The sequence below is a fragment of the Nocardia citri genome, from assembly GCF_054065835.1.
Map to the genome: position 1 here is coordinate 167,716 of NZ_JBSUQM010000012.1, position 6,265 is coordinate 173,980.

Here is a 6,265-nt window from a genome sequence, read left to right on the forward strand (position 1 = left end):
CCTCCCAGGTTGATCGCGGGACGAGTAAACGCTACCCACTCGTCCCGCGACGACGCACCCGGGCTACCGGTGTCAGCGCTGGTACACCTTGGTCCCCCGGAACCAGGTCTGCTCGACGACGGTGGCGTGAATGGTGTCAGCGGGCACCTCGAACAGATTGCGGTCCAGGACCACGTAGTCGGCGGACTTCGTCGGCGCGATGGTCCCGGCGACGTGATCGAGCCCCATTGCCTGCGCCGGACGGATGGTAAGCGCGGCCAATGCCTCTGCAACGGACAGCCGCTGCGCCGGGTTGAGTGCCGGCTCGCCCTCGGAAGCGCCGGGCGCCTGCCGCGTGATCAGCGCCTCCATGCCCGTCCACGGATCGGGCGTGGGAAGGGCACACGGCCAGTCGGATCCGGCCGAGACGTTGACACCGAGCGCCAGCAGATCCTTCAACGGCCACGACGTGTCGACGAGATGCCCGGGGACCTGCTTGACGATGGACTCCAGGATCACGCCGGGGTACCAAATGTAGGGCGACGCGTCGGCGACGACACCCAGACGCGCGAAACGTTCGAGGTCCTCCGCCCGGACGAACGTGGTATGCGCGATCTGGAATCGAGGGCCGTCGCCGTGGCGCTCCCGGATGATCTCGACGGCGTCGAGTGCGAGTTTCGTCGACGCGTCGCCGGCCGCGTGGATCTTTGCGCCACGACCGGCCGTCACGACCTCTTCGAGCGTCGCCACCAACTCGTCGAGTGTGTAGAGGCACTCGCCGAACTCCTCGCCGCTACAGCACCCCGTGGACAGATACGGGGACAGCATCGCCGAGGTCCGGGTCACCGGAACACCGTCGAGCACTACCTTGACGAAGCTGACGTCGACAAGTTCGGAACGATACTCCTCGGCGACGGTGGCGAGTTCGATTCCGGTGACGCCGGGACCGAGGAACGGCCGCATCGGTGTCGACGTCGAAACCCGCAGTGTCAGTTCGTTCGCCTGCTCCAGGGAACGCAGTGCCTCGAGTTGGGGGTGCATCGTGGCCGCCTCCTGGGCGGTGGTGATACCGAATTGATTGCACAGTGTGGCCGCCGTCGCTACCGCGGTCCGCATGCGGGCGGCCGGATCGGCGACGCTGTTGGCGAACGCCGTCTCCGCGACCTGGGAGGCCAGCTCCCACAGGACACCGGTCAAATTGCCCTCCGCGTCGCGAACATAGGTGCCGCCATCGGGATCCGGCGTCTCGTGGCTGACGCCCATCGCGGCGAGTGCGGCCGAGTTCACCCACCGGTTGTGCATGGAGTCGTCGCGGAGCAGGACCGGCCGGCCGCCGGCCGCGGCGTCGAGGCGGGCGAGCGCGTCCGTGGTCGCGACGTTGTCCCTGACGGTGCTGCCGACGATGCCGCCGACGACCCACTCGTCGGGGCCGAGCGTGCTCGCCCAATCTGTGATGGCGGCATAGATGTCGTCGGCGGTGGCGGTGGGAGCGATCGGGAGCTCGAACGCGGCCTGACCGCCTCCGAGAGCGAGATGGATGTGGACGTCGCAGAGGCCCGGAATGACCATTGCCCCGGCGGCGTCGATGATCTCGGTGTCTGGACCCGCATGGGCCATGACCTCCTCGGTGGCGCCGACCGCGACGAAGACGCCGCCGGACACGGCGAGTGCATCGGCCCATTCGTTGTCCGGGTCGCAGGTGTAGATACGGGCATTGATCAGGATCGAGTCTGCAGAGGGCATTTCGAATCTCCTTGGAATTGAATCAGCTGGGGCGTTGACGATGTGAAGATCTGTGCGTTGCGATCACAGGTCGTGATCCAGAGCATGGTCAGGGCGAACACGCATTCCGCGAACGCCAAGCCGAGCGATGCGCTCATCGCGGGATCCGACGAGGACATCGAGACGTCGACGAGACCGACCGCGTGAGCGTGTGTGCCGTGCACGTGGTTCCCGGTGAGGTGTGCGCCGATCATGACGCTCGACATCGCGGCGGTCAGCGCCCACGCCGGGGGAGCGGCGCTGCGGGAACTCATGCGCACCAGGTGGACACCGCAGGCGACGCACGCCGCGGCCATCGCCACGACGACGGCCTGCCGGGCCACGCCGATGTCGTGGATCATCGTGAGGTGCGCCGCGGCCGACACCGCGGACAAACCCAGCGCGAACAGTGCCGCGAGCCGGTGGCCTGCGTGCGGTGCCCGGTGGTCAGCCGTTGCCGTGACCATGGCAGTGGCTCGCGCTGGTCGGCGGGATATTCATAACCGGGCAGCGGTCGCTGAAGTTGTACGGTTTCAAGGTGAATCCCGCGTAGTCGGTGGGCATGATCGGCCAGTCCTCGGTCCGTGGGAAGTGGGTGATGCCGAAGGTGTGCCACAGCACGATGTCCTGCCCGTCGACGTCCCGGTCGGCGCAGAGATAGGCGGGCAGCCCGCTGACTCCCGAGCTCTGGTTCACGAAATCGCCTGCGGCGTAACGCTCGTGCACGTCGTACCGACTGACCCACACCTGGTTCGTGGTGAACGCCGCGCGGGTGGCGATCGAAGAGGCCGGGTCGGCGAGCAGTGTCGGATTCTGCTGTGCGTGCAGCGCGTAGGACGGATGATGGCCCATCCGTCCGGTCTTCTCGGTGTTGACGATATGCCACGTGCGGCCGGACTCGGCGTTCGCGCGGCGCACTCCCTCGGACTCGCGGGTGATCCTGGTTTTGCGGGTGGTGAAGGCGTTGCCCCACGGATTCCCCTCGCCCATCGGCACACTCACGGCGTCCACCTCCTCGACGGCGTTGGCGATGCCGTCGACCATCATGTCCAGTCGGGCGCTGAACAGGTGCTGGTGGTAGGGGAGTCCGAGGCCCGGCGCGACGAGGCTCTGGTAGTCCGAACCTTCCTCCGGGTACGCCGCGGTGAACGCCATCCCGGTCAGCTTCGCCTCGAGCTCGATGGTGCCGTCGAGGTAGAGGTACCAGTAGAACCCGTAGTCGTAGTTGCCGACCGTGGTGAAGAAGCTGATCACCAGGCGACGTTGACGCCGGACCTCACTGGTGCCGGTGAAGATGTCGGTGTGCTTCCACAGCGTGCCGTAGTCCTCCTCGTGCATGCAGATCGCGTTGGTGATGGTGCGGGGGCTGCCCTGCTCGTCGGCGAGAACCGCGTCGAAGTAGTGGATCTCGCCGAGGCAGTCGCAACCGAGTCGCAGCGAGTTCGCGTAGCGTCCGTACACGTATTCACCGGTGTCGAAGTAGTTCTGCCAGTAGCGGTTCGGTGAGGGATCGCCGTACGGAACCACCATCTCGTTGATGGATGCGCGGTAGAGGACGCTGCGCTCCTGGTACTCGAGATTGCGCAGGACGAGCCCCTCGCGGGCGTCGAAGGAGATGTCCAGCGACCAGTTGGTCCAGTCGATGTGCTCACCCGTTACCGTGAAGCTCGGGCCCTGCGGCTGGGTGATCTCGATCGGCTTCAGTGTGTCCAGGGGTGGTCCGGCGACCTCCGGGGTGTCGAAGTTCGCCGATTCGGTGGGCACCTCGAACGAGCGGTAATCGATGATGTCGACGATCTCCCGGTTGATGGTGTCGACGTAGGCGCACAGTCCGTCGACGGGGTGCGCCCACGGCAGATCCTGCTCGTGGTCTTGGACGAAGGCAAAGGACCGGATAATGCGGCGGCCCTTCTCATTCGGGTTGTCGTAGGTGCCTGCGGAGAGTGGAACCGAGACGGTCTTCGCGGGATCGACGCCACGCCTGCGCAGCGCCTCGACCCACTGCGGGTCGCTCGCGAGGAACTCGGCGACGATCCCGAACTCCTCGTCGAGAATCGGCAGTTGCCCGACCTCCTGATCGACGGGTGCGCTGGACGTCACCGAGCGCTGCGGCAGCGAGACGACGTTGTCGGTGGCGGCGCCGGTCGCCAGGTCCAGCAACATCACCCGGACGCGTCGCTCGGGCGCTGGGGCGTCGCCCTTCGCGTGAGCGAGCACGTCGGTCTTGTCGGGCTCCTCGAGGCCGACGTAGACGAAGCGGGTGGAAGTGGTGACGAGAGCTGCGGCGACGAGGACCTCCCTCGCCAGGACGATCTCCTCCGCGGTGAGACTTCCGAGCACGTTGCTAGTGGTGTCGGGCGGGGTCGTGGCGGTCATGGCGCTCCTCGAAGTGTTGTCCGCGCTCAGTGCGATGCACCCGAGCGGAAGCTCTACGGTAGTAGAAAAAAACTAGACCGTGGACGCTTCGGCTGAATTACACGATGTAACAAATTCGTTTCTCTCGAAGCCACGATCATGATGCGACAGCCCGTCATCGTGCACGCTCGCTGCCACTGATCGTGCGTGGGGTCTTCTGCAGTCAGCGCGCGGCCTTGTCGGGCCCAGCGACACCCGCCATCGCCCGATCGACCGCGCAACGACTTTCCAGCAGGCGGGTGAGTCGAACGAGTCGGCGTCGTGATTCGACCAATCGCCCAGCGTCCAGATGAATGACAGTGCGAAGTTCGCGGAACGGGCCAGTCGCCGTGATGTTGATAGAAGGTCAGTGGACAAAAGTAAAGGCACGTATGGCTTTTGGCCCGAACTGGAACTCGCGGAATGGCAGGAATTCGGGTGCCTGTTCGCGCACTCATGATCCGCGCACAGCGACGACGTCGGTGAGGTGGAATTCTCGACGACCGCGTGCGATGCGAATGGCTGCAACGCGGTCGACAGCGCGCAGCGAAGATAAAATCAATTGCGGTCCTCTCCCTGCCTGAGCAAACCGGTAGGGCAAGCTGCCATCAAGATATCGACTATCGACGCGTTGACGCAGCGGATCGTGGGCCTGTGCACTAATTGGAAAGCTGGTGATCCGGAACTACCGCCACTGGTCAGGGCGGAGCAGCTGATGGGGAGTGTGTCCTACTCCTTCCAGTTGGCCCGAGAAGCGATCGACCTGCTCTACTTGGGAAGCGGCGCCTCGGTGATTCGAGAGCAAAATCCGATCCAGCGCTTTCAACGTGATATTCAAGCCTTCACCCAGCACGTTCTTGTGCATCCGGATACCCAGTTCGAGAATCTTGGTCGCCAACACTGCGGATTGCCACCTTTCGGTGGCGCAGCGCGTACGGTGCGCTCAACGCCGAACAGTGGCAGCTGAGCCCAGGGCGCTGCGCGCGGCCAGTAAAGCGAGCGATCCCGCACAACCGCAAAGGAATTCAGCCTTATGAACAAATTCGATGGCGCGATCTACCGGCCGCCCGACCCTGGCTACGAAGTAGCGCGTGGTTACCTGCTCGGCGGTGGCTGGGGACTCAACGCCGTCAAGCTGGGACCGGCCTGCTACAGCGTGCGCGCGGTCGACATCGTGACCGCAGAAGGCGAAACGCTACATATCACCGACAACGTCTATCCCGAATTGATGTGGGCTGCGCGTGGCGGTGGGCCGGGATTCTTCGCCGTGGCCACGCGCTTCCACATCGACGTGTACCCGCAGCCGCGCGTGGTCGTTGCCACCATGCAGAGCCACCAAGTCTCGGCCTACGAGCAGCTGCTGCCTTGGTTTGTCGAGACCTCCTCAGCCGTCCTCGAGGCGGGGGCGATGACGCATCGCTTACCGTAACCCCCAGCCCGCAGCGGAACGAATCCGTGCTCATGGTGGTCGGCTACAGCTTCGGGGATAGTGTCGACGCCGCCGCCCGGCCGCTCGAACCGTTGGCGGCCGCACCAAGGCTAGACCGTGCGCTTGTCCACGTTCCCCGCGGCCGGACGTCGGTCGCCGAGCTATATACCCTGTTCGACCAGATAGCCCCCGAGGGGAAGCGCTATCTGGCCGACAACCTCTACGTCCGAGATCAGTCCTGCCCGCAGTTGTGGCAGGACGCCGAGGTCGTATTCAAGAGTCTGCCCTCGCCGCATTCTGCGGTATGGCTGCTGCCCGCCGTTCCGTGGGACGAACATCCCAACGCAGCACTCGAGATTCCGGAACAAATTAACTTCGGAGTCTTCGCCGCGTATGACGATGGTGCCGACGACGAGGCCATGCGCACGTGGCACACCGATGCGATCGGGCGCATCGAGCCCCACTCGAACGGGGTTGGCTACGTTGGCGATGCCGACCTAGCTGTTCACCCGATTGCTGTGTTGCAGCCAGAATGCGCTCAACGACTCGAGACGCTGCGCGACAAATATGACCCGCAGCGCCGCTTCTACAGCTACCCGCGGGAGCTACCGCTGGCACGGGCATAGCACCGCTGAAACGAGCAAGGACTGGTATATGCGATCATTCTCGCAATCGTTGGTGTGAGCCCTTGTGGGGTTAGCA

The 6,265-nt window shown here is 64.8% G+C and carries 6 protein-coding genes; 3 read left to right on the plus strand and 3 right to left on the minus strand.

Going from position 1 to position 6,265, the window contains the following annotated elements; genetic code table 11:
* Positions 1 to 72: 72 nt before the first annotated feature.
* Genes ACW2Q0_RS18740 through ACW2Q0_RS18750 form a run of 3 tightly spaced genes read right to left on the minus strand, consistent with a single transcriptional unit; the run spans position 73 to position 4,116 of the window.
* Positions 73 to 1,722 (minus strand): amidohydrolase, encoded by a 1,650-nt coding sequence (locus tag ACW2Q0_RS18740; RefSeq protein ID WP_457191815.1) that lies wholly within the window; start codon positions 1,720 to 1,722, stop codon positions 73 to 75.
* Positions 1,698 to 2,207 carry a hypothetical protein gene (locus ACW2Q0_RS18745; RefSeq protein ID WP_457191817.1) on the minus strand — a complete coding sequence of 170 codons (510 nt, stop codon included), beginning with the start codon at positions 2,205 to 2,207 and terminating at the stop codon, positions 1,698 to 1,700. Before ACW2Q0_RS18745 ends, ACW2Q0_RS18740 begins: the two co-directional genes overlap by 25 nt.
* The gene (locus tag ACW2Q0_RS18750) at positions 2,188 to 4,116 is read right to left on the minus strand and encodes a primary-amine oxidase (RefSeq protein WP_457191819.1); all 1,929 of its coding nucleotides are present in this window, start codon (positions 4,114 to 4,116) and stop codon (positions 2,188 to 2,190) included. The genes ACW2Q0_RS18745 and ACW2Q0_RS18750 overlap by 20 nt, the downstream gene beginning before the upstream one ends.
* A 580-nt stretch (positions 4,117 to 4,696) precedes the next feature.
* Between ACW2Q0_RS18750 and ACW2Q0_RS18755 the strand changes: the two genes are divergently transcribed.
* The 3 genes from ACW2Q0_RS18755 (at position 4,697) to ACW2Q0_RS18765 (ending at position 6,189) form a co-directional block, all read left to right on the plus strand.
* Positions 4,697 to 5,101 (plus strand): hypothetical protein, encoded by a 405-nt coding sequence (locus ACW2Q0_RS18755; protein ID WP_457191821.1) that lies wholly within the window; start codon positions 4,697 to 4,699, stop codon positions 5,099 to 5,101.
* Positions 5,102 to 5,167: 66 nt separating this feature from the next.
* Entirely contained in the window at positions 5,168 to 5,563 is a 396-nt protein-coding gene (locus tag ACW2Q0_RS18760) for a hypothetical protein (protein ID WP_457191823.1), read from the plus strand.
* A 26-nt stretch (positions 5,564 to 5,589) separates the two neighbouring features.
* On the plus strand, positions 5,590 to 6,189 hold the full coding sequence (locus tag ACW2Q0_RS18765) for a hypothetical protein (RefSeq protein ID WP_457191825.1): 600 nt from the start codon (positions 5,590 to 5,592) through the stop codon (positions 6,187 to 6,189).
* The last annotated feature ends 76 nt before the right edge of the window (positions 6,190 to 6,265 follow it).

Coding starts and splice junctions, on each gene's coding strand:
- ACW2Q0_RS18760 (WP_457191823.1), top strand. CDS start 5,168: ATGAACAAATTCGATGGCGCGATCTACCGGCCGCCCGACCCTGGCTAC.
- ACW2Q0_RS18745 (WP_457191817.1), bottom strand. CDS start 2,207: ATGGTCACGGCAACGGCTGACCACCGGGCACCGCACGCAGGCCACCGG.
- ACW2Q0_RS18750 (WP_457191819.1), bottom strand. CDS start 4,116: ATGACCGCCACGACCCCGCCCGACACCACTAGCAACGTGCTCGGAAGT.
- ACW2Q0_RS18740 (WP_457191815.1), bottom strand. CDS start 1,722: ATGCCCTCTGCAGACTCGATCCTGATCAATGCCCGTATCTACACCTGC.